General features: G+C 31.3%; 19 protein-coding genes, 1 pseudogene and 1 riboswitch. Of the genes and pseudogenes, 16 read left to right on the top strand and 4 right to left on the bottom strand.

Going from position 1 to position 21141, the window contains the following annotated elements; translation table 11 throughout:
* Positions 1 to 30: 30 nt before the first annotated feature.
* From EP747_RS25190 to EP747_RS08465, 3 genes are all read left to right on the top strand, one after another.
* Complete coding sequence (locus EP747_RS25190; RefSeq protein WP_129689480.1) at positions 31 to 2394, top strand: universal stress protein; 2364 nt, start codon at positions 31 to 33, stop codon at positions 2392 to 2394.
* 193 nt (positions 2395 to 2587) lie between these two features.
* Positions 2588 to 3298 carry an SDR family NAD(P)-dependent oxidoreductase gene (locus EP747_RS08470; RefSeq protein WP_129689479.1) on the top strand — a complete coding sequence of 237 codons (711 nt, stop codon included), beginning with the start codon at positions 2588 to 2590 and terminating at the stop codon, positions 3296 to 3298.
* Positions 3299 to 3310: 12 nt separating this feature from the next.
* Positions 3311 to 3679 carry a MerR family transcriptional regulator gene (locus tag EP747_RS08465; RefSeq protein ID WP_129689478.1) on the top strand — a complete coding sequence of 123 codons (369 nt, stop codon included), beginning with the start codon at positions 3311 to 3313 and terminating at the stop codon, positions 3677 to 3679.
* 199 nt (positions 3680 to 3878) lie between these two features.
* Here the strand turns inward: EP747_RS08465 and EP747_RS08460 are convergent, their stop codons facing one another.
* On the bottom strand, positions 3879 to 5120 hold the full coding sequence (locus EP747_RS08460) for a cation:proton antiporter (protein ID WP_129689477.1): 1242 nt from the start codon (positions 5118 to 5120) through the stop codon (positions 3879 to 3881).
* A gap of 162 nt (positions 5121 to 5282) precedes the next feature.
* Here EP747_RS08460 and EP747_RS08455 point away from each other — a divergent pair, with 162 nt between their 5' ends.
* The 13 genes and pseudogenes from EP747_RS08455 (at position 5283) to EP747_RS08395 (ending at position 17467) form a co-directional block, all read left to right on the top strand.
* Positions 5283 to 6623: a TrkH family potassium uptake protein gene (locus EP747_RS08455; RefSeq protein ID WP_129689476.1), complete on the top strand. Its 1341-nt coding sequence runs from the start codon at positions 5283 to 5285 to the stop codon at positions 6621 to 6623.
* Positions 6624 to 6659: 36 nt separating this feature from the next.
* Entirely contained in the window at positions 6660 to 7313 is a 654-nt protein-coding gene (locus EP747_RS08450) for a potassium channel family protein (RefSeq protein ID WP_129689475.1), read from the top strand.
* Between the two features lie 23 nt (positions 7314 to 7336).
* Positions 7337 to 7630: pseudogene (locus EP747_RS08445) on the top strand (ArsB/NhaD family transporter); the annotation flags it as partial.
* 261 nt (positions 7631 to 7891) lie between these two features.
* Positions 7892 to 9022 (top strand): cation:proton antiporter, encoded by a 1131-nt coding sequence (locus EP747_RS08440; RefSeq protein WP_129689473.1) that lies wholly within the window; start codon positions 7892 to 7894, stop codon positions 9020 to 9022.
* 235 nt (positions 9023 to 9257) lie between these two features.
* Entirely contained in the window at positions 9258 to 9446 is a 189-nt protein-coding gene (locus tag EP747_RS08435; protein WP_056473887.1) for a hypothetical protein, read from the top strand.
* Between the two features lie 108 nt (positions 9447 to 9554).
* Positions 9555 to 9743 (top strand): hypothetical protein, encoded by a 189-nt coding sequence (locus tag EP747_RS08430; protein WP_129689472.1) that lies wholly within the window; start codon positions 9555 to 9557, stop codon positions 9741 to 9743.
* Between the two features lie 128 nt (positions 9744 to 9871).
* Positions 9872 to 10006, top strand: a riboswitch (cyclic di-AMP (ydaO/yuaA leader).
* A gap of 78 nt (positions 10007 to 10084) precedes the next feature.
* Positions 10085 to 11989 (top strand): APC family permease, encoded by a 1905-nt coding sequence (locus EP747_RS08425; RefSeq protein ID WP_129689471.1) that lies wholly within the window; start codon positions 10085 to 10087, stop codon positions 11987 to 11989.
* 146 nt (positions 11990 to 12135) lie between these two features.
* Entirely contained in the window at positions 12136 to 12672 is a 537-nt protein-coding gene (locus tag EP747_RS08420) for an NAD(P)H-dependent oxidoreductase (protein ID WP_129689470.1), read from the top strand.
* A 101-nt stretch (positions 12673 to 12773) separates the two neighbouring features.
* Complete coding sequence (locus EP747_RS08415) at positions 12774 to 13199, top strand: MarR family winged helix-turn-helix transcriptional regulator (RefSeq protein WP_129689469.1); 426 nt, start codon at positions 12774 to 12776, stop codon at positions 13197 to 13199.
* A 204-nt stretch (positions 13200 to 13403) separates the two neighbouring features.
* Positions 13404 to 13844, top strand: a complete 441-nt coding sequence (locus EP747_RS08410; protein ID WP_129689468.1) for a ferritin family protein — start codon at positions 13404 to 13406, stop codon at positions 13842 to 13844.
* 216 nt (positions 13845 to 14060) lie between these two features.
* Entirely contained in the window at positions 14061 to 14927 is an 867-nt protein-coding gene (locus EP747_RS08405; RefSeq protein ID WP_129689467.1) for a lipase family protein, read from the top strand.
* Positions 14928 to 14929: 2 nt separating this feature from the next.
* Entirely contained in the window at positions 14930 to 15778 is an 849-nt protein-coding gene (locus tag EP747_RS08400; protein WP_129689560.1) for a lipase family protein, read from the top strand.
* A gap of 789 nt (positions 15779 to 16567) precedes the next feature.
* The gene (locus EP747_RS08395) at positions 16568 to 17467 is read left to right on the top strand and encodes a LysR family transcriptional regulator (protein WP_129689466.1); all 900 of its coding nucleotides are present in this window, start codon (positions 16568 to 16570) and stop codon (positions 17465 to 17467) included.
* A 45-nt stretch (positions 17468 to 17512) separates the two neighbouring features.
* Here the strand turns inward: EP747_RS08395 and EP747_RS08390 are convergent, their stop codons facing one another.
* The 3 genes from EP747_RS08390 to EP747_RS08380 are packed head-to-tail and all read right to left on the bottom strand — an operon-like array spanning position 17513 to position 21091.
* Complete coding sequence (locus EP747_RS08390; RefSeq protein ID WP_129689465.1) at positions 17513 to 18646, bottom strand: Ger(x)C family spore germination protein; 1134 nt, start codon at positions 18644 to 18646, stop codon at positions 17513 to 17515.
* On the bottom strand, positions 18643 to 19713 hold the full coding sequence (locus tag EP747_RS08385) for a GerAB/ArcD/ProY family transporter (RefSeq protein WP_129689464.1): 1071 nt from the start codon (positions 19711 to 19713) through the stop codon (positions 18643 to 18645). The genes EP747_RS08390 and EP747_RS08385 overlap by 4 nt, the downstream gene beginning before the upstream one ends.
* Complete coding sequence (locus EP747_RS08380; protein ID WP_129689463.1) at positions 19703 to 21091, bottom strand: spore germination protein; 1389 nt, start codon at positions 21089 to 21091, stop codon at positions 19703 to 19705. Before EP747_RS08380 ends, EP747_RS08385 begins: the two co-directional genes overlap by 11 nt.
* Between the last annotated feature and the right edge of the window lie 50 nt (positions 21092 to 21141).

Raw genomic sequence — 21141 nt, 5'->3', positions numbered from 1 at the left:
CTTTTTTATATATAGAAAGGAGGGGGAATCTTGAGCGATAAACAGTTTCGTAGGAAAACCCCCGATGAATTACTAGAATCTATTCAGAAAATCAAAAAAGGTTGGTTAAAAATTATAATTGGAACTGTTAGTGGATCTGGTAAAACCTATCATATGCTTCAGGAGGGTAACGTTTTAAAAGAACGTGGGATTGATGTTGTGATCGGCTTAATCAGCGAGACAAATCGTCAAAAAACAATTGATCAAATCGGGTGCTTGGAAAAAATTCCTACGATAAATTGGAGCGAAAAAGGATTAATAAAACAAGATCTTGATTTAGATGCAATCATTGCAAGAAATCCTGAAGTGGTACTTGTCGATGCATTGGCACATCAAAATCGAACAGGTGCAATGTTTCCAACACGTTTAGACGATATTAATTATTTAATATCCAAAAATATAAGCGTTATTACGACTATGAATATATATGAAATAAAAGAAGTATATGATGAAGCTGAAAAGTTGACTGGTGGCAAAGTTATAAGCAATTTATTTGTTCCAGAAGAAACCTTAGCGTTGGCAGATGAAGTTAGGTTATTAGATGTTACACCTGAAGTTATTTTACAGAGATCAAATGAAGATTATTTCAATAAAGGAGAAAATAAAAAACGTCACCAATTATTTCATAAAAGTAATTTAGCGGTTCTTCGTGAACTTGCTCTTCGTTTTATTGCAAGTGAGGTTAATGACGAACTTGATGAATATCGCGAAAAACACGGTATAATCGGACCATCTGGAGCATCAGAAAAAATTTTAGTTACAGTTCAATATCATTGGAATGGATCGATTTTAGTAAGAAGGGGTCAACAAATTTCAAAAAGATTGGGTGGAGATTTACATGTTGTATGCTTTCAACCACCTAATAAAAAATTTACAAATGATGAATTAACGTTTAGACGCTCAATCATAAAACTTGTTGAAAAAGTTGGAGGTAATTTTGAAGAATTATCATTAACTAGTCATTCAATTGCAAGTGAAATAATCAAATATGCTATTGATCGCAATATAACAAGTATTGTATTAGGGCAATCAAAGAGAACGCGTTTGGAAGAAATCGTAAATGGTTCAATTGTAAATAAAATTTTAAGGAAAACCAGTAATATAGATGTTTTTATTGTTGCTGATCGAGCGGAAAAAGATGGAGAAAGAGTACTTCCTACAAAGCAAGTAAATAAAGAAGTAGTAAATCCATATCGTCGATTGAGCCCGCAAGAGCTTGCACATGAAATTCATAAAATTAAACGAGGTTCATTAAAAGTTTATATTGGAGCTGCTCCTGGCGTGGGAAAAACTTACACGATGTTAAGAGAAGGAAATGAACTTAAGAAAAAAGGTATCGATATTGTAATTGGACTACTTGAAACTCACGGTAGAAAAGAAACATTAGAAAAAGTAGGAGATTTAGAAATTATTCCGAGAAGTGTCATTCCGTATAAAGAAACTACACTTGAGGAAATGGATACAGAGGCAATTATACAAAGAAACCCAGAAGTAGTTTTAATAGATGAATTAGCACATACGAATGTTCCAGGAAGTAAGTTTAATAAGAGATATAAAGATGTTGAAGAAATTTTAGAAGCGGGAATATCAGTCATTTCAACAATGAATATTCAACATGTTGAGAGTTTAAACGATAGTGTTGAACAAATAACTGGAGTTAGAGTTAGAGAAACAGTTCCTGACCATATACTAAGAGATGCCAATGAAATTGAATTAATTGATATTTCTCCAAATGCACTAAGGCAAAGAATGAGAGAAGGAAGAATTTACGCTCCAATAAAAATAGAACAATCGCTAAATAATTTTTTTAAAACTGGAAATTTAATTGCTTTAAGAGAATTAGCGCTTAGGGAAGTAGCAGACGATGTAGATGAACGTCTAGAAGCTTGGGAAAGAGATTTAACGCTTAGAGGACCTTGGAGACTAGAAGAAGTAATTTTTGTTTGTGTAAATTTAAAATCCAATAGTGAAAGGCTTATACGACGAGGCTTTCGAATAGCATATCGTTTAAAAGCTAAATTGTTTGTGGCCTTTGTTAAAGACCATGATAAATTATCTGAAGAAGAAAAGCTTTCATTAAAAATAATAAAAGATTTAACTGAACGTTTAGGTGGTTCGTTTGAATTGTATGAGACAACTGATCGACGACATGTTTTTATCGAATTAGTAAAAAATATCCGTGAAAAAAAGACAACACATGTCATTATGGGACAGTCTGCTCGTACTAGATGGGAAGAAATAAAAACTGGATCAATTGTTCAAAAACTGTTAAGGGAATTACGTTTTTTGGATGTTTTAGTTGTTGCAGATCAAAGTGCAAAACCTTTAAAGCTTCTAAGGAATAAAAAACAGTAATTTCTTTAAAGGATCATTTTCAAAATGAGCGTGAAATGGTAAATTTTCATGCTTTTTTTGTTTTTATAAATTAATTTCTCCATTTAAAAAATTATTTATCAAAAAGTTTGATTAAAACCCTTGACCTAAACTTAGGTTTAGGTTGTAATCTCTCATTTGTAAGTAACAAAATAATAATTTGGAGGAATTAAAAATGACTAAATTTGCTTTTGTAACAGGTGCTAATAAAGGGATTGGATTAGAAGTAGTTCGCCAATTAGCGCAACAGGATTATAATGTATTTTTAGGTGCACGAAATGAAGAATTAGGAAATCTTGCTGTTCAATCTTTAGGATTATCATATGTTTCATATATACAAGTTGATGTTACTAACACACATTCAATTCAAGATTCGTTGAAACAAATAATGGAAGTGACTGATCATTTAGATCTATTAATAAATAATGCAGGGATTGCACCAGATTTTCATATTTTGCCAAGTGAAATCAAACTTGAAACTTTACGTCAAGCATTTGAGGTGAATTTCTTTGGAACGTTCCAAATGATACAAACATTTTTACCTCTGGTTAAAAACTCTGAACGTGGAAAAATTATTAATGTTACGACAGATATGGCATCACAAACATTATTTGATCGTGGAGAAGCTGCATCAATCAATATACTTGGTTATAATTCCTCAAAAACTGCTAACAATTCATTAACACTTACATTTGGTAAAGAATTTGGTAGTGATGGTCCAGAGATTTTTGGTGTTACACCTGGATTTACAACGACTGACCTAAATGGAAATACACCTGGAGGAAAAACAACAGCTGAAGGTGCTACAATTATTACGGACTATGCATTATGTAATATAAACTACAATGGTAAAATTCTAAATGCAAAAGGAATTATGCCTTGGTAAGGATGAGTGTTCATGAATTATACAATTGGACAAGTAGCAAAGCTGAATAAATTAACAATTTCTCAACTAAGATACTATGACAAACAAGGATTGTTACCCTTTCTAAAGAGAGCAGAAAGTGGAGATAGAATTTTCGATGAGGATTCTCTTAAATTTATCGATATGATTTTATGCTTAAAAAACACTGGCATGCCAATCAAGAAAATAAAGCAATTTGTGGACTGGTCAATGAACGGAGAAGTAACATTACTTGAGCGTTTAGAGCTAATGAAGCAGCAAGAAAAAAAAGTATTAGAGCAAATAAAAGAAACAGAAGAGAATTTAATGAAAATTCAACGGAAAATTGCGAAATATGAATATGAAATGAAAGATAAAAATTAAGACAGAAAGTTAGAGCAAAACCTAAAAGTTTAAAATGCCCCGGATTGTTAGACATAAATAGTAATCGGGGCATTTTTTTATGATAAAGTACCGAAGATTATTTCTAATCAATTTAATCAGTTATAAAAACAGAATTCCTTTTTATCGAAATTCTTAAAATGGTAATAACTTTAATTTAAAACTTATTTTTAGATGTATTTTAATTAGTCTGATCTACTAAAATGCCTAGCTTTTTAGCTACATAGCCAGTTGTACTAGCCTGAATTAGTATCGTCATTAGTATAGCAATAAAGGTGACAGTTGTAATTTCGTCTGCATAATCAACTCCTGCTGCAACAATCATCCCGGAAAGTGCTGCTGGAATTACACCTGTTTCTCTAACCCAAAACATAAACAGAATCTCATTCCATTTCCATTTAGCTTTTCGATCAGGCAATGTACAAGCAAGGACTGTAAGTGGTCTTGCAATAAACATAAATACTAAGACAATCAATATGCCTTGTATCCAAAATTTACTTAGAATATGAAAATTCACTTGGGTACCTAGTAACATAAAAATAAGTGTTCTCATAATTAAAGTAGACGTATCTGAAAAATGTGCATCGGTTGTTCTCGTTTTTTCTGAAATATGAAGTCGAAACAATTGTGGATTACCTATAATAAGACCAGCAGTAAAAGTAGCCATAAATCCACTTGAATGTATAGATCCAGCTGCAATATATGAGCTGGTCGCAGCAACAAAACTTACAATTTTACTGTATCTTTTTAGCAATCCCCATCTGTGTTCGGATGTGAAAAAAACCCCTAAGAAACCAATAACAACTCCTACTAAAATACCACCTCCAGCCTCTTGGATAAAACTCCATATGCTAGATGTAATAGATAATTGAGTTTGTCCTAAAATAACACCCAGGATTGTAAATGCTAAAATGGAACCTGTTGCATCATTAAATGCAGACTCGCTTTCTACTGTTTCTTTTACCTTTTCTCGAATGGTAATTTGTTTGAATACAGGAATCAAAGTTGCTGGGTCTGTTGAAGCTATAACGGAGGCAAGTAAACAAGAATATAAAATAGGTATTTTTAATATGTAAAAAGCAGTAACCCCTACTACCGTAGCAGTGATGAGAACCCCGATTATCGATAAAAGTGATATCGTAATCCATACTTTCTTTAGAACAGAGAATTGAATGGCTCTACCTCCATCAAAAAGGATAAGTACCGATCCTAAAACGATTATGAATTGATAAGCAGCGGATTCATTTGGTACTGAGATTATATTAAACACGGATTGGCCTAATATTATACCTGTTATCATAAATAGAGCTACATCGGGAATTTTTATTTTTTCAGCTAATTTCATTGCTAATAAGCCGAAAATTAAAACTAAAGTGATGATATATAACTCATGGTCTACTATTTTCATTACATCTGATTCCATCGTTTAAAGCTCCTCTCAACACTCTTCATTATTACCTATTCTTAGATTGACCTTGATGCACTTGAAATATTTATTAGAATTTCCATTTCATCAATGGGAACTCTAAAAATGAACTATTTAATGAGAATATACAATACAAGGAAAAAAGTGAGGTTGTACACAATGAAAAAAAGGCCAGAGTTTTCCTTAGATCCTTCTAAAGTTTTAGTGACTGGGTTTGCATTTATCATTCTATTAGGTGCTATTCTTCTAACTCTTCCAATTGCAACGAAAAATGGAGAAGGTCTGAGATGGTTGGATGCGTTATTCACTTCCACATCGGCAACCTGTGTAACAGGACTTGTAGTTGTGGATACAGGTACAACATTTACTGTTTTTGGGCAATTGGTTATATTGTCGCTAATACAAGTAGGTGGCTTAGGTTTTATGACATTCGCAACTTTTTTTGCCGTTCTATTAGGTAAGAAAATTTCATTGAAAGAACGATTATTATTACAGGAGTCTTTAAACAATTTATCGATAGCGGGAATTGTTCGATTGGTAAAGAGAATCTTTATTTTTACAATTGTAATTGAATTAATTGGTGGGATATTACTTGCGGTACGTTTTGCATTTGATTTCCCAATAAAAAAAGCTATTTATTTTGGAATATTTCATTCTATTTCAAATTTTAATAATGCTGGGTTTGATTTAATGGGGGGATTTAAGAGCCTAACTAGTTATGTAACGGACCCAATTGTTACAATAGTAGTTTCTTTACTCATTACACTTGGAGGAATTGGTTTTATTGTTATGAACGAGCTATACGAATACAAAGAAACTCGATTTCTCTCTTTACATACAAAAGTTGTTCTTCGTACAAGTATCTTTTTATTGATAATAGGAACTATACTTATTTTCTTATTGGAATTCCACAATCCTAAAACTATACAGCCATTATCTTGGTCTGGTAAATTACTTGGTTCATTGTATCAATCTGTAACCCCTAGAACAGCAGGTTCAAATACACTCAATATTCCTGATTTAACACAATCTACACTGTTCATTATTATTATCCTTATGTTCATTGGAGCATCTCCAGGTTCTACAGGAGGTGGGATTAAAACGACTACATTCGCTACTTTATTAGGTGCGGTTCGGTCACAAATTAAAGGGAAAGAAGATGTTGTATTTTTTAATAGAAGCATAATGTACGACACAATTTATAAAGCGCTAACTGTAACGGTAAGTGGTTTACTAATCGTGATGTTTGTAACAATGATTTTAACTATTACGGAACATGGAAAGGACTTCTTAATGATATTGTTTGAAGCAACTTCTGCTTTCGGTACAGTTGGATTATCAATGGGGTTAACACCTGATTTAACTCCATTTGGAAGAATACTAATTATTTTGACAATGTTTGCAGGAAGAGTGGGACCACTGACGGTTGCTTTTGCTATTACGTTAAGAAGACATTCAGATCCGTTTAAACGTCCAAAAGGAAAAATTATGATAGGTTAAATAAACCATAATTCAAGTTATAGGAGCTATTCGAATATGAAAAAACAATATGCAGTAATAGGGCTTGGAAGATTTGGGTCAGGTATTGTGAATACTTTATTGCAACATGGAAATGAAGTTCTAGTGATCGATATTAATGAAGAACGTATTAATGAAATTGCAGATATTGCAACACATGCAGTAATTGCAGATTCAACCAATGAAGAGTCTTTAAAAGCAATTGGAATCAGTAATTTTGATTCAGTTATTGTAGCAATTGGTAATGATATGCAAGCTAGTATTTTAACAACATTAGTGTTAAATGAACTAAACATTAACAAGATTGTCGTGAAGGCATTAGATAAGCGTCACGGAGAAGTTTTGAAAAAGGTAGGTGCACATTGGGTTATCTATCCTGAGAAGAACATGGGTGAACGTGTAGCACACCAGCTTATGTCACCAAATGTTTTAAACTTTATTGAGCTTGCAAATAATTACAGTATAGAAGAAATAAAGCTTCCTTCTCAGATGGTAGGGAAAACGTTGAAGGAATTAAATATTCGAGTAGAATATAATTTAACTGTAATTGCTATTAAAAGTGAAGGAGTTGTTAATATATCACCCTCACCTGATGAGGTAATACATGAAGGGGATATATTGGTAATGATTGGAGAAAATAGGGATTTGCATCGTTTTTCAAATATTGAATAAATTTAGAGTAAAAAAATAGGGTAATTACTTTTTTAATGAATAATCTTCCAACAGTAATGATGGCTTCTCTAGCTATTGAAAGTACAAACACAACTAGCATGATAAAGGAAGGACTTATTTATGCGAATGTAATTGGTTCTGACCTAGGGCCAAAAATGACACCGATTGGATCACTAGCCACCCTATTATGGTTACATGTTTTGTCCCAAAAAGGTATAAATATTTCTTATCGAACTTATCTGAAAATCGGAATTGTATTAACGATTCCTGTACTATTTATTACCTTATTAGGTTTATATATGAGCCTTAAAATATAAAGAAATTCTAATTTTTACGAAAGAAGCTCTGTTGTTAGTACAGAAAAAGGAGAAGCTAAGTTAGCTTCTCCTTTTTACATTTATAAGGCCATTATGCTAAATGTTTTTTATAAATTTAGATGCTTATCGATATGAATAGTTGTAATGGATAAATAGATAATAAGAATAATGCATTTCAGGTGAAATCACAGTCTTCTCAAATAGGAGGTGAAATACGGTAATAGTTATTGCACTTTATGTAACAACTAGTACTGAATTTATATGCTTATTTTTCAACTTGCTATTATTTTACTTGCGTCAAAAATTGCTGGTGACATTAGTGTAAGACTAAAGCAGCCATCAGTTCTTGGAAAACTTTTAATTGGAATCGTATTGGGCCCTTCAGTATTAGGCTTAATAAATGACACAGATATATTAAAAGAATTGAGTCAAATTGGAGTAATTCTTTTAATGTTTATAGCAGGACTTGAAACCGATATTGAAGAGTTTAAACGAACTGGAATCGCATCAACTTTAGTTGGAATTGGAGGAATTCTAGTTCCATTTGTAATTGGCTATTTAATTGGATATTACATGCACTTGTCTAATATTCAGTCTAGCTTTTTAGGCTTATTACTTTCTGCAACAAGTGTGAGTATTTCAGTACAAGTATTAAAAGAAATGAATAAATTAAAAACTCGTGCAGGGGCAACTGTAATGGGTGCTGCAGTAATAGATGATATTTTAGTTATCATCGCATTAGCATTTTTACTTAGCTTAGCTAGTGGTGGTGGAGATGTAAATTTAGGTAAAATAATCCTAAAAAAAGTATTATTCTTTTTGTTTGCAATTATTATAGGTTGGAAAATTGTACCTTTTTTAATGAAGAAATTTTCTACACTACGTGTTACTGAAACAGTGATTTCTTCTGCGCTAATAATCTGTTTTGTTTATGCCTATTTTGCAGAATACACTGGAGTAGCTGCTATAATAGGAGCTTATATAGCAGGGGTGGCAATTAGTGTAACTGAATTTAAGCATGAAGTTTTTGAAAAAGTGGAGACAATTAGTTATTCATTGTTTGTACCAGTATTTTTTACTTCAATTGGAGTAACGGCCAAATTTACAGGGATTTTAGATAATATTTCCCTCATTATCGTATTAAGCATTGTAGCGATTTTGACAAAATTAATTGGCTCATCATTTGGAGCGAAAGTTGCAGGATTTTCATGGAGGAATTCGCTAGGAATTGGATCTGCAATGGTTTCCCGTGGTGAAGTGGCTTTAATTATTGCTTCTATAGGATTAGAGAATAAATTGTTAAATCAATCATTCTTTACGGTACTATTAGTGGTTGTGTTAGTAACTACGCTTGTTACTCCACCAATGATGAAAGTTTTTTTTAATGAGTAGAGTATATTACAATGTAACTCTTTAAAATGTAAATAAATATGTAAACGATTACCAAAAATAAACCATCAAAAATCGTTAATTTCAAGTAATCGTTTACATTAAAAATTCCAAAAAGCACCATTTGACGACTGATTTTTATCATGATAAAGTTGGTCTTACGTTTAAAAACGAACGTCAAACCACGGCCATTGGTCATGGTTTTTTATATGTAAAAATTACGAAAGGAGAAATCAAAATGAAAAAAGCAATCTTATCTTTAGTAGTTGGATGTGGATTTTCTATTTTACTGACAGGGTACGAAACGAATAAGTCAGAAGTTAATAAAAAGATCTCTATGTTTAATCAAACTGAGGTACAAAACGTGTTAACAAATACTTTAGCAGTTGATAAAGCACAAGAGATCGTATGGAATCAAGTGCGATAATTAGTCGCGAAAGTTCTAAAAGTTGGTCTTACGTTAAAAAACGAACGTCAAACCACGGCCATTGGTCATGGTTTTTTTATTTGAAAATAATCGAGAGGAGAATACAAAATGAAAAAAGAAATTTTAACTTTAGTAGTTGGATGTGGATTATCTATTTTATTGACGGGTTACGAAACAAATATGTCAGAAGCTAATAAAAAAATCTCTACGTTTAATCAAACAGAAGTGCAAAACGTATTAACGAATTCTTTAGCTACGGGTAAGTCACAACAAATCGTTTGGAATCAAGTACGCTAATAATAGCGGGATTAGGGTTACTCTTATTTTGAGTTTCAAAAATTCTATTGTAAATTTTAAAAAAGTCTCTTTACAAATTTATCTTGAAGTTATATATTTACATTTAAATTCTATATTTTTCTAATTCATAACCATAGTTGCTTAATCTTAAAAAGAGCGGGGGAACCATTTCTTTATTGGGGTGAATCCTTTTTGTAAAGGTAGGGGTATTCTTTAATCCCGAATCCGACAGCTAACCTCGTAAGCATTTAAAGAAGGGGGTTTATTTAGTCTTGTTTGCAAACACTAAGTAAAGCTTAGTGTTTTTTTGTATGCTTTTTTAAAGAAAAGGGGAGAAATTCATGCATCATCCGTCCGATTATATAGAACTTGGACTTTTTATTTTAGCAATTTTTGGAATTTATTACTCAGTTGCAAATTTTAACAGTGTTAAACGTGTATTTATTGGTAGGCCAATGAGAACTGCAGAAATACATGCTCAGCATAATAAGTTAATTTGGTTTATTGCCTTACCTATACTTGCAGCAGATTTGTATTCGTCTGTTTCCTATGGACCAGAGGCAGGAATGACAGAGCTAATAGGTCTCGGGGCAAAAGCACACTGGTATATCATACCGATTACAATAGCAACCGTTCTTTTACTGGGGATTCTAATTCTTTCTTATATTATGGGGATATTAGCTTATCCTAGTGGTGGTGGGGCTTATGCAATTGCAAAAGACAATTTCAAACCTCGTTGGGTTTCACTAGTTGCTTCGAGTTCGCTATTAGTTGATTATATTTTAACTGTAGCCGTATCAGTTTCTGCTGCTCTTGAAGCTGTGTCATCTGCATACCCAGCTGTTGCACCTTATGAAACGGTTTTAGCTATTTTTTGTGTATTTTTATTATTAGTTGTAAATCTTCGTGGGGTTGCTGAATCAGCTAAAATATTTGCGTGGCCAACATTTGGCTTTATGGTTTGTATGTTACTTTTGATTTTTACTGGATTCTTTGATGAATTCCAAAATGGATTTGTACAGCATCATACACCTACATTTGGTACAGTTCCACAAGGATTAAGTATATTACTTGTCTTAAAAGCATTTAGTTCTGCATGTTCAGCTTTAACAGGTATTGAAACTATTTCAAATGCAGTACCAGTTTTTAGAGAACCTCGTCAAAAAAATGCAATTAAAACATATATAGCACTAGGAGTTATAACTTCAATTACACTTTTAGGCTTTGCATATCATTTATATGTGAACGGAATTTCACCTAATCCAAATGATACGATGTTATCTCAATTAATAAAGGTGTATTTTGGTCACGGGATACTTTATCAAGTCATTATATGGTTTACATTTATCATCTTAATATTAGCAGCAAATTCAACTTTTACAGGATTTTCTCAGTTAGCAGCGATTGTTGCGGCTGATGGTTTTTTACCTAGAGGATTTACAAACAGAGGAGATCGTTTAGGTTACTCAAATGGAATTATTGCGCTTGCCGCAGCAGCTAGTATATTAATCATTGCATTCCAAGCTCATACAAATGCACTTATTCCACTTTACGCAATTGGTGTGTTTTTATCTTTTACAATTGCTCAATTAGGTTTAACGAGAAGATGGAAACGAGTAAAAGGACCGAATTGGCAAGTCAAATTAGCAGTAAATATTATAGGTTTAATCGTAACATCTGTTGTTACTGTTATATTTGCAGTTACTAAATTTATAGATGGAGCTTGGGTTGTTTTAGTCGTAATTCCAACAATTATTTTCTTTTCTTTAGCAATATATAAACATTATCAAAATGTAGCAAGTGAATTACGTATTGATTTAAGTTCTTTCAAACCGGAAGCAAATAAAGTCATAACTGTTGTATTAGTTTCAGGAACACATCGAGTTGTTCATAATACATTATCATTTGCAAAAGGTATTGCAACAGAACCGATAGCTGTTTATGTTGGATTTGACGATGAATCAATTGAGAGAATGGAAGAAAAATGGGAAGAATGGGGTAATCCATGTCGCTTAGTCGTTCTAAAAAGCCCGTATCGTTCAGTACTTGCACCACTTTCAAGATTCATTAAATTAATAGAAGGAAACTCACCTAATAGTCACGTTCAAATTGTGATTCCACAATTTATTCCAAAAAAATGGTGGCATAATCTGCTACATAATCAAACGGCACTTTTACTTCGACTTTGGTTGATTAGTCAGAAAGATGTCGTCATAACAACGGTTCCATATCATTTGAGGAAATAGTAAAAAAGCATGAAATTATTAAAATTTCATGCTTTTTTAATTTTACTTATTGAAGCATTGAAGTAACTGATTAAATACTTGCTAAATTTATTAAATACACTTATATTTGTATGTACAAACAAGTGAAAACACAAAGGAGAATTTATATGAAAACTTTAGTTATCGTTGCACATCCAAATATCGAACAATCAAAAGTTAATAAGGCATGGATGAATCGTCTTCAACAAGAGGATGTTACAATTCAAAACATATATGCAAGCTATCCAAATTTTGAAATTGATGTAGAAAAAGAACAAAAATTATTATTAGATCATGATCGAATTGTATTTCAGTTCCCGCTATACTGGTATAGTACGCCTGCATTATTAAAACAATGGCAAGATTCTGTGTTAAGCTATGGATTTGCTTACGGATCTGAAGGTACTAAACTGCGAGGAAAAGAATTAATACTTGCGATCTCGACAGGTGGACCTGCACTTGCATATCAAGCAGGTGGATATAATCATTACTCGATGAGTGAATTAACTCGACCATTACAAGCTACTGCAAACTTATGTGGAATGCACTTTTTACCTACATTTTTACTACAGGGAGTTATGAATTTAACAGATGAGAAACTTCAAGAAAGTGCTGAAGAGTTAGCTTCATATATTACAAATCCGAATTTACGTGGAAATCGTTAAATATAAAATGCTGTTAACATTTGTTTTAAGAACTTATTGACAAAACATTGTTTTATTTTGTAAGTTGTATATACAAACAAGAGAATTCAGGAGCTGAGCAAATGGAACAATATTTTAGTAATTGTTTATACTTTACTGCTAATCATTTGGCCAGATTAATGAATAAGATGGCAGAAGAGGAATTTGCTCCACTTGGCATTTCTCCAACTTACGCATTTTTATTAATGGCTGTTTATGAACAACCAAGTATTACTCAAACAGATTTAAGTAATATTTTGCACATTGCGCCTTCAACTACAACAAGATTTGTAGATAAATTAGAAGTCAAAAAACTTGTGGAGCGAAAAAGTGAAGGGAAATTAACATTAGTTAATCTAACTGATAAAGGAATAGCGATCCAAGAAGATATTAAAATATGTTGGAAAAACTTGTATAAGCGCTATGTAGAAATACTTGGAGAGGACTTAGCAAAACAAATAACGTCACATACCTTTCAAGCTGCAATTCAAATTGAATCAATAAAATAATTTAAGATAGAGAAAAATAGAGTCTTTTATAGGCTCTTTTTTATTTCTATGAGTTTACGTAAATAGTTTGAAATTTGCTTATTATGGATTCGTCATCATTTAAAAAATATTCTTAATATCTAGGAATGAGTCATACAATATACGAGGTATAAATTTATAAAAATATAACTTTACCTAATTAATTTAAATAAAAAGGGTGATGTTATGAATTATTATCAAGATTATGGTGGTTTGTTTAGAAATCAAAAATTAATTAATGACATTGAAAAAGCGATAAATGGTGAATATTCAGCAATTAGTTGCTATACAAAATTAGCGGATATGACAAAGAATAAAAATGAACGCAAAATAATTTTGGAAATAAAGGAGGATGAAATTAAACATTACAACCAATTTGTCTCAATTTATACTAGCTTAACAGGTAGACATCCACAGGCTAAAGTATCTGAAAATTGTCCTGATACTTATATTGAAGGTTTGGAGTTTGCACTAAAGGATGAGCAAGAAACAGTTGACTTTTACTTAAGCATTTCAGATGAAACATCAAATCAATTCATAAAAAATGCTTTTAATAGAGCAGCAAAAGATGAGCAAAATCATGCTGTATGGTTCCTTTATTTTTTTACAAAAAATAAATTAGGTTAGCTATGGGAGATGATCAATTAGAATGGAAGATCATAATTCGAAAACCTCATCTCAAAAATCAAAAAATTTAAATCAACAAGTGTGGAGTTTTGCATTAGCACCTAAATTGCATCTATGAAAGTAAAGATAAATGTGAATAAATCTGGAAAAGGGCTAGGATCTATTTTCGTTGCCCCGTATACTGTTTAGACAAATTATAGTAGAGGGTGTAAAAATATGAATCTCTCAGGAAAAAGGCATATTTTGAATAGTGAAGAGGCTATATTACTTGCTGCATTCAGCTATCAAACGTATTTACTCTTCTTTAATGGAACAATTACTTTACCAAAAGGCTACGAGCTAAAATATATTATTTATGCTGATGTAAACGTAGAGAATCCTTCAAATGAGGTATTTGGTTTTATTGCTGAATCAAAGGAGCAGATAATTGTCGCGTTTAGAGGGTACGCTTCTTATCCTGCAGACCTTATTGCAGCGTATGACATCCTTCAAGTAGATTATCCATTTGTTGAAAATAGTGGTAAAACTTCTCGGGGTTTTACATGTATTTATCAATCTATGAGAAACAAATTATTTAAAGAATTAAACAAACTTTCTAAGAACAAAAAGCTTTTTATCACTGGCCATAACTATGGTGGAGCGTTGGCAATATTAGCTGCATTAGATATTGAAGTGAATTCAAAATTTAAGAATGCCTCCATTTATACTTATGGCAGTCCTCGAGTAGGTGATCCTGATTTTGTTTATCAATTTAATAAGGAAGTGAAAAAAAGTAAAAGAATCGTAAATATTCATGATTCTTTTCCAACTTTCCCAGAAAAATTTTATCCCCCACCATTTACAGAAGAAGGAATATATTATCAACATGTGAATACAAAGTATCCAATTTCCTTCCAGTTGAATGATACGCCTCGAAATGATGGAATTGGGTGCTATTTTAAAAATTTAAGTAAATTGAATCCTAATTATTCTACGGAATTATGCTTAAGAAACCCTGGTTTTTGTCCAAATTCAGAAATATGTTTTCCATTTCAGCGAACTTGTAACTGTCCAAAGCCTTGTATTAAAAAAGGTGGTAGTTAATGATGAATAACTCACGAGTTGAGAATATTTTTAATAGTAAGGACGCAATATTACTTGCTGCAATGTGCTATCAGTCCAATCAGCTTATAGAAAATGAAAAAGGTGAAATTATCTTACCTAGAGGATTTGAACTTCGCCATATAATTTATGCATTTGCAGGAGTTGAAGAGCCTGAGGCTGAGCCATTTGGGTTTCTTGCAGAATCAAAAAATGAAATCGTTATCGCTTTTAGGGGTACAGACTCATTTAAAGATAACGAATCAGATCAAGACTTGTATCAAGTAGATTACCCTTTTGTTGAAAATGTTGGGAAAACTCATCGAGGATTTACATGTATTTATCAATCCGCTAGAAATGAAATGATTAGAGAATTAATGAAACTTTCACCGAATAAAAAACTTTTAATAACAGGTTATAGTTTAGGAGGAGCATTGGCTGTCTTATCCTCTTTTGATATTGCGGTGAACACTGATTTTGAGAATCCTTCTGTTTATACCTTTGGTAGCCCTCGTGTGGCAGACCCTGAGTTTGCTTATCGATTTAATCAGATAGTATGGAACAGTGTACGTATTTTCAATGTCCATGACATCATTCCTACTCTACCAGCAGAAGCATATCCTCCACCATTTACGGCTAAAGGTTTATACTATCAACATGTAAATAATAAGTATCCGGTTTCTTTTCAATTAAATAGTATAGCTCGTAATCATTATATTGGGTGCTATTTTAATACAATCAGTAGACTCGATCCGGTATATACTAATGCATTATGTTTTAAAAATCCTGGTTTTTGTCCAAATGAAAAAATATGTGTTCCTTACAAAGGAAACTGTGTTGAAAAAAATCAATGAAAATAGAAGCTCTGCTCAAGTCCAAGTAATCCAAGGATTTGAGTTTTTTATAGTATTCTAGTCATCAAAAATTAAGTTTTATTAAATTTTTTTAACGTTTCTGCATTCTTACTTACTAGGCTCTAAGATCTCTTATAGTCCAAATGTAGTATTTCGAAAATTTTTAAAATAAATATTAACTTTAATGAATCAACTTATTATTGTAAACGATAATTTTCCCCCAACTTCAAGTGGTTTTTAATTACAAAAAACTACAAATTATGTAAAGTGAATGTGATTATCTATTAAAAAAACTAATATTTCTACAATAAATTTGTATTTACGACATGTGTTTCAATGAAAGAAAAGAAAGTTAAGTCTTTAGTATGAAAGAAGAACTTTCAAATTTCCCCAATTTACGTCATGCTCTTTTTTTTCAATAATATTATTACATAGGTGGTTTGTAGTGGAATCGAACAAAGATTTAATGAGAGCTGAACTTCGATGGTGTAATAAACAAAAAAGATATGGATTATATAGTTAAAAACTTCGGTTTACAAAATAGTACAGTTCCAAATCCACCTAAGGCTAAGACATCATATAAAGGTGTCACACTTGATGATGTTTTAACTCAATTGGGTTTAAAATAATATCAAAAAAAGAGAAGCCGCTCATTTGGCTTCTCTTTTAAATTTTTATTCTGTATCAATAAGTATGTTAGATTACATATAGCTAATACTAAGAATGATGCATTTAATTCGAAAATAAGATAAAATTAATATATCTGTTCTACAAAGAGAGTGGTGTAACATGAATTTCGATCAGATGGAACATATTGTTTACGCAGCTAAAGAAAGATCAATTACAAAAGCTGCAGAAAAATTATTTATATCACCTTCTGGCATGAGTCAATCAATTACTCAGTTAGAAAATGAGCTTGGAATAAAAATTTTTAACCGATCAAAACAAGGTGTAATACCAACTTTTGAAGGACAAATAGTCATAGCAAAGGCAATTACATTATTAAGTACCATTAAAGACCTTAATAAAGAAATTCATGATATTAAAAGTAAAAGTAATTCTCATTTGAAGATTTTAACAGCGCCTACCTTTACTTATCTTCTTCAAGAAACAATGGTAGAGTTTAATGAGGAACAAAATGAGGTTTCATTTGAAGTAGTTGAAGAAAACCCAGCTGATATTATTCAAAATTTTATAAAACAAGATTACGATTTTGCTCTTATTCCTGCTACACTTGAAGAATTAAAAAAGGAAAAATTCATTGAATTTCAACATTTACATAAAGGACATATGTGTATTGCAGTTGGAAAGAAATCACCTTTTTATACATATGATTCAGTTGCTCCTAGCGATTTAACAAATTCCAAAATAGTTATGTATAAAAACTCGGACTATAAAACACTACAAAAAATATCAAAAATGAATTCAAAGAATGTTGTTCTTAAATCAAATAGAAGCAGCTTGCTTTTTGAGTTAGTAAAAGAGAGCCAAGCAATTTTGTATTTACATGAATTTTCGATACGGAATCGTCCAATGGTTATAAGTGAAGACATTAAAATCATTCCTTTAAAGGAAGAAGCTACTTTTGACGTTGACTTTTGGTTGATTCATTTAGCATCGAAAAATTTATCACCATTGGCAAGAGAATTTATTGAGAAATTAAAAAAACAGTTTAATAATAGTATTTAAAAAAGATAGTGAAGGCAGGTCACAACTGACTACACTATCTTTTTTTTAATCTTCAATCTGAGACTCTTTTCCAATCGCCCCTGTACTTAATATGGTTACAATCACTTTTGGTTTAATTTTAATTGTTGGATATTCTTTTTCCCAATTTAGTTTTTTCCACTCTTCTGGCTTATGTTCCCTTAAATGTTGTCCAATCCCCAGTACATCACTATTGGCAAGCTGAATTTCGTCAATCACGTTTTTAACTCTTTTATTCAAATCATCTCGGATAAATGCCCAAAATTTATGTTCATCTAACATTTTAATGGTCGTCGACTCGTCTATTCTGACTTTAACTTTCAATTTTAAATTTACATCAATCTTATTTTTAGTGGTAGAAACTTTTAATTTTCTACTAGGTCGAATAATTTCATAGGAAATCGTATTATAGGGTTCTTTATATTTTTTTGGAAGCTTTGTAATAAAATTGCCGGTATTTCCGTATTTCCCCATCATCATTAAAAGAAGTGGAGATTGTTCTGAAGGGATGAAATGACCTGTATAACTTCCATTATGAAGTAGGCCTGAACCAATCACTTCTACTCGATCTTTTGGTGTAATATCTATAATTGGTAAAGTGAAGTCAACCTTTTCAGAAGAATACGTGAATATATTATATAGCTCAATTTTTTGTGTAATTGAAGTGGTTACAGATTGATCAATTGTGTCTCTTAAAATAAATGATAAAGGTTTCGATCCAACTGTTTTTAATTCTAAAACTTTTTTTGCAGGTTGTTTATTTGTTATGGCGACTGGAACGTTTAGATTTGAAAAAGGTCTTCGTTTAAAAGTACTTAAAAGATGAATAAACTCTGTTTTTGAGAAGTCTTCACCCAAAAGTATTATTCTAGTTTTGGATGTCGTTATATCTCCAGGTAAAAAAGACTGAATATTCATCCCAGCTTGAGATACAGAATCTTTTATAGAATTAACAGTTTCGTTTTGAAAGTCGAAAACGCCAGCACCTTTACCAATAATATCTAAAATTAATGCACTAATTTCAATTCTCTTATCTTGATCTAAGTCAAAACTAATTCCATTGATTAAAGATTTATCAGTAATTGCTCTTGTGTCCCAACAACCTGTGGTTAATAAAAGTAATGAAAATAAACAAAAAAAGATTAATGATTTACGAATCAATTTAGTAGCCCCCTAACTTTATGAATAAGGAACAATAGGAATGGAATGATGATAATAAAGATTGGGTCCAAATAACTTCCAAAGTTAGTGAGTGTTTCTCTTCTTATCACTTGTAATGAAATCAAGGGATAAAAGGCAAATATGATTAGAATAATAAAAATTAAAATACTTTTCCTACTTTTTACAATTAGAGATAAGCGTTTATGTACATCTTCACTAACGATATAAATATAGTTAACTACTGTTGCACAAATTACAATTGTCCATAAACTTAAAAATAGTGTATCTAGACTGTCAATCATTTTTGATTGAAAGGTTTTAAATATATACAGGATTGGATCTATGATATAACTATTTTCTTTGTTACTTAATCGGATAAACGATGTGAAAATAATAAATGTATACATAATTGTCGTAAAAAAATTTGCGAACGATAAAGTGAATAATTTCTTTTTTGTATCTTTAAAGCTTGGTGATAAAAATAAAAAGATTTCAAAACCTAACATTTGAATAAATGAAGAATATGCACCAGAGCTAATACTTTTTATTGGATTTTGACCAATTGGTAATATTCTACCTATATGAACATTAGTATAAGCAGATAGAAGAAATAAGATAAAAATCAGAAAGATAAAAGTACAGAGTACATATGTTCTAGCAATTGTTTGGATGTCCTCTTTCGCGACAAAATATGCTGTAAATAAAAATAAAATGAGTATAAGCCAAGAAGGGCTCTTTGGAAAAATCCATATCGTGATAATATCAGTAAATCTCAAAGATACAATTAGCACTACATACAAAAAATAGATGAAATAACAAATATTAATACAAGTTCCAATAAACGGATTCGTGATTAGTTTTGTATAGTCAGTAAAGCTTTTGTTTGGAAAATTTTTATATAAACTATAATAAAGTAAAATTAAAATTTGAACGATCAAACCAGCAATAAGAGTCGAAATCCAACCATCATGTCCAGCTTTTTTATAAATAACATTAGGAAAGCTTGTAATGGCAACACCAAATTGTGTAAATATAATTAAATAGAAAAGGTGTTTATTATTGATCATGTTGCTTTCCCCTCCTATTTTTTAGCAAAACAAATTCTGAGAAACCTGGATTTTCTACATAACGGTAACTAAATGCTCTAATTTTTGATAGGTGAGCAAAAATCATAAAGATGCCTAAGGTAATACCAATAAATCCAAAAATTGATGAAAGGATTAATAGAGGTATTCCCATAATTCTTGAAGTAATCGACATTTCCTTTGATGGAAGTGAGAATGATGCAACGGCTGTGAACGCAATGATAACAACCATAGAATTTGAAATTAAATTCGTTTGTACAATAGAGGTCCCTAAGACAATCGCTCCAACGGTACCGATTGTAGACCCAATCGGATTCGGAAGTCTTAAAGCAGCTTCCTTCAAAAGCTCTAAAATAATCATCATCGAAAAGGCTTCAATTATTGGTGGAAGTGGGACATTTTCAATTGATAGTTTTAAAGTATAAAAAATAGAAATTGGTAAAATATTCGAATGATAAGTTGTCACCGCAATATAAATTGAAGGTAATAATACAGCAATCCAAAAAGCAAATATTCTTAAACAATAATAAAACACTCCAAAAAGCCATCGGAAATTAAAATCGTCTACACTACGAAAATAACCATAAAGATCATAAGGAAATAATAAGGCACTAGGATCATTATCAATCATAATTGCAGGTTTACCTGATAATAGATGACGAACTGTTCGGTCGGGTCTTTCAGTGTACATTACTTGTGGAAATGGAGAAGAGGGATACTCTTCGATAATATTTTGAATATGTACAGATTCAATCATTCGCTCAGGTTCAACTTTTCCATTTGACTCTAGCTCTTTTAATTTTTGTTCAAGTGTTTCAATCATTGTTTGAGGTGTTATATCGTTTAAATAAAAAATGGAAATCGACACAGGATATTTTTTGCCAACTTTTATATTTTTGATGATTAATTCTTTCGTACGTAATCTTTTTCGAATTAAAGTTGAATTGATGTTTAGACTCTCAACAAAGCTATCATGAGCTCCTAATGTGATGTTTTCAGAAACTGTTTCTGATATTGAACGATCACTATTATTACTAGGTGCAGAATATGACTTTGCTTTGTTCTTATTATTTTCATTAAAAACAATGACGTTACCAGAAAGAATAAACTGATTACATTCATCAAGTGTATTTGCATCTTCAGTATCCAAAATAGTTGTTTTTATTCGATCTGAATCATCTTTTGAAAGAACACGTTCTAGTATATGGGTTTGAATAACTTCTGAATCAATCATAGTATCTAAATAACATAAATGAAGAGTAATTTCCCCAACTGAATATTTCTTATATTTAAAATCTGAACTTGATTGAAATGAGCTTTTGACTTCATCTAACATGGAGGTTTTTTCATTTACTTCCATTTAAACCAACTCCTTAAAAACTCCGTAAAGAATAAAAATAGTATTCCCTA

Origin of the sequence: Gottfriedia acidiceleris, from assembly GCF_004138285.1 — a bacterium.
Taxonomy (GTDB): Bacteria; Bacillota; Bacilli; order Bacillales; family Bacillaceae_G; genus Gottfriedia; species Gottfriedia acidiceleris_A.
Note: the sequence above shows the minus strand (reverse complement) of the source record. Positions and strands in the feature narration are given on the sequence as shown.

Excerpts from the sequence above, each read along its gene's own strand:
- EP747_RS08470 (WP_129689479.1), top strand. The coding sequence starts at position 2,588 with ATGACTAAATTTGCTTTTGTAACAGGTGCTAATAAAGGGATTGGATTA.
- EP747_RS08465 (WP_129689478.1), top strand. The coding sequence starts at position 3,311 with ATGAATTATACAATTGGACAAGTAGCAAAGCTGAATAAATTAACAATT.
- EP747_RS08460 (WP_129689477.1), bottom strand. The coding sequence starts at position 5,120 with ATGGAATCAGATGTAATGAAAATAGTAGACCATGAGTTATATATCATC.
- EP747_RS08455 (WP_129689476.1), top strand. The coding sequence starts at position 5,283 with ATGAAAAAAAGGCCAGAGTTTTCCTTAGATCCTTCTAAAGTTTTAGTG.
- EP747_RS08450 (WP_129689475.1), top strand. The coding sequence starts at position 6,660 with ATGAAAAAACAATATGCAGTAATAGGGCTTGGAAGATTTGGGTCAGGT.
- EP747_RS08440 (WP_129689473.1), top strand. The coding sequence starts at position 7,892 with ATGCTTATTTTTCAACTTGCTATTATTTTACTTGCGTCAAAAATTGCT.
- EP747_RS08435 (WP_056473887.1), top strand. The coding sequence starts at position 9,258 with ATGAAAAAAGCAATCTTATCTTTAGTAGTTGGATGTGGATTTTCTATT.
- EP747_RS08430 (WP_129689472.1), top strand. The coding sequence starts at position 9,555 with ATGAAAAAAGAAATTTTAACTTTAGTAGTTGGATGTGGATTATCTATT.
- EP747_RS08425 (WP_129689471.1), top strand. The coding sequence starts at position 10,085 with ATGCATCATCCGTCCGATTATATAGAACTTGGACTTTTTATTTTAGCA.
- EP747_RS08420 (WP_129689470.1), top strand. The coding sequence starts at position 12,136 with ATGAAAACTTTAGTTATCGTTGCACATCCAAATATCGAACAATCAAAA.
- EP747_RS08415 (WP_129689469.1), top strand. The coding sequence starts at position 12,774 with ATGGAACAATATTTTAGTAATTGTTTATACTTTACTGCTAATCATTTG.
- EP747_RS08410 (WP_129689468.1), top strand. The coding sequence starts at position 13,404 with ATGAATTATTATCAAGATTATGGTGGTTTGTTTAGAAATCAAAAATTA.
- EP747_RS08405 (WP_129689467.1), top strand. The coding sequence starts at position 14,061 with ATGAATCTCTCAGGAAAAAGGCATATTTTGAATAGTGAAGAGGCTATA.
- EP747_RS08400 (WP_129689560.1), top strand. The coding sequence starts at position 14,930 with ATGAATAACTCACGAGTTGAGAATATTTTTAATAGTAAGGACGCAATA.
- EP747_RS08395 (WP_129689466.1), top strand. The coding sequence starts at position 16,568 with ATGAATTTCGATCAGATGGAACATATTGTTTACGCAGCTAAAGAAAGA.
- EP747_RS08385 (WP_129689464.1), bottom strand. The coding sequence starts at position 19,713 with ATGATCAATAATAAACACCTTTTCTATTTAATTATATTTACACAATTT.
- EP747_RS08380 (WP_129689463.1), bottom strand. The coding sequence starts at position 21,091 with ATGGAAGTAAATGAAAAAACCTCCATGTTAGATGAAGTCAAAAGCTCA.